This is a genomic window from Spiroplasma endosymbiont of Lariophagus distinguendus (assembly GCF_023846195.1).
Taxonomy (GTDB): domain Bacteria; phylum Bacillota_I; class Bacilli_A; order Mycoplasmatales; family VBWQ01; genus Spiroplasma_E.
In genome coordinates this window covers 1-2075 of record NZ_JALMUW010000101.1, presented here as the reverse complement: position 1 = coordinate 2075, position 2075 = coordinate 1, and the positions used below count along the sequence as shown (strand labels likewise).

The window sequence follows — 2075 nt, the reverse complement described above, 5'->3', positions numbered from 1 at the left end:
ATCAAATATTTATAACTTTTTTATTAATTTTCTTCATCTATTTTTAAAACAGTACGAAATGCTTCTGGTGGTAATTCAACATTACCAATCGATTTCATTTTTTTCTTTCCTTCTTTTTGTTTTTCTAAAAGTTTTCTTTTTCTTGTAATATCACCACCATAACATTTAGCAATAACATCTTTTCTAACTGCTTGCACAGTTTGACGAGCAATAATTTTATTATTAATAGCAGCCTGAATAGCAACTTCAAAATTTTGTTTTGGAATTAATTTTTTTAATTTTTCACATAAAACACGCCCACGATCATAAGCAAAATCCTTATGAACAATAACAGATAATGCATCAACAATATTACCTGCTAATAAAATATCCATTTTCACTAATTTACTTTCCTGATAACCAATTAATTCATAATCTAATGAAGCATAACCTTTTGATATTGATTTTAATTTATCAAAAAAATCAATGACAATTTCATTCAGTGGCATATTATAAATAAGAGTTCTTCGTAAATTATCAGCATATTTTAAATCTAAATAAGTTCCACGTTTATCCTGACATAATTGCATCAATGCACCAACATATTGTTCTGGTGTCATTATTGTTACTTGCACAAATGGTTCTTCTACACTTTTAATTGTCTGCACAGTTGGTCATTTTGCTGGATTATCAATTATTAACTTTTCACCATTAGTTAAATTTACTTCATAAATTACAGAAGGAGCTGTTGAAATTAAAACTAAATTATATTCACGCTCTAAACGTTCTTGAATAACATCCATATGTAATAACCCTAAAAAACCACAACGAAAACCAAAACCTAATGCTTGTGATGTTTCAGCAGTAAAAATTAATGAGGCATCCGATAATTGAATTTTATATAATGCATCCTTTAATTCTTGATATTTATTAGTATCAATTGGATATAAACCACAATAAACCATTGGTTTTAAAGTTTTATAACCCGGTAATGGTGCATCAGCAGGATTAATAACACTAGTAATCGTATCACCAACATGAATATCACTAATTATTTTAATTGCACCACTAATTCAACCAACTTCACCAGCTGTTAACATTTCTCTCTTTTCTTCTTTTGGTGTGCGTACTCCTAATTCAGTAATTTCATATTCGGCACCAGTTGACATCATTCTTACTTTATCGCCAACTTTAATTACACCAGTTTTGATTCTAATAAATGCCATCACTCCACGATATTTATCATATAATGAATCAAAAATTAAAGCACGCAATGGTTCATTATCATCAGCATCAATTGGATAAGGAATATATTTAATAACTGCTTCTAAAACATCGCGAATATTAATACCTGTTTTTGCAGAAATTAAAGGCGCATAATCAGCAGGTAAACCCAATACTTTTTCAATTTCTTCCTTAACTTTTTCTGGTTCAGCACTTGGTAAATCTATTTTATTAATAACAGGAATAATTTCTAAATCATTATCTAATGCTAAATATACATTTGCTAAAGTTTGTGCTTCAATACCCTGAGCAGCATCAACTACTAAAATGGCACCTTCACATGCTGCTAAACTACGCGATACTTCATAAGTAAAGTCAACATGACCTGGAGTATCAATTAAGTGAAGCAAATAAGTATGACCATCTAATGATTGATATTTAAGTTGTACACTATTTAATTTAATTGTAATGCCACGTTCACGTTCTAAATCTAGTGAATCTAACAATTGATTTTTCATTTCCCTTTTTGAAACAGCATTAGTTAATTCTAAAATACGATCAGCCAAAGTTGATTTACCATGATCAATATGGGCAATAATTGAAAAATTTCTAATGTATTTTTTATCGATACTCATAATATTATTTATTCACCTATCTTTTGCTTATAAACTATTTACTATGTTTTAGTATACCAAAGTTTAAATAAAATTAAATCGAAAGTTGCAGATAATGTTATAAATATATTAAACTATCACTTAACAATATATGAAAAGATATATACATAAATAACTAGTTTTTAAAATCATGTAAAATTATAATAACAAAAAAATAAAGGAGGGAGGTTGTTAATAATATGAAAAAATATTAACAAC

General features: G+C 27.8%; 1 protein-coding gene. It reads right to left on the bottom strand.

Going from position 1 to position 2075, the window contains the following annotated elements:
• Window positions 1–23 precede the first annotated feature (23 nt).
• Window positions 24–1832: a translation elongation factor 4 gene (gene lepA / locus M0D11_RS05770; protein WP_368862546.1), complete on the bottom strand. Its 1809-nt coding sequence runs from the start codon at window positions 1830–1832 to the stop codon at window positions 24–26.
• Between the last annotated feature and the right edge of the window lie 243 nt (window positions 1833–2075).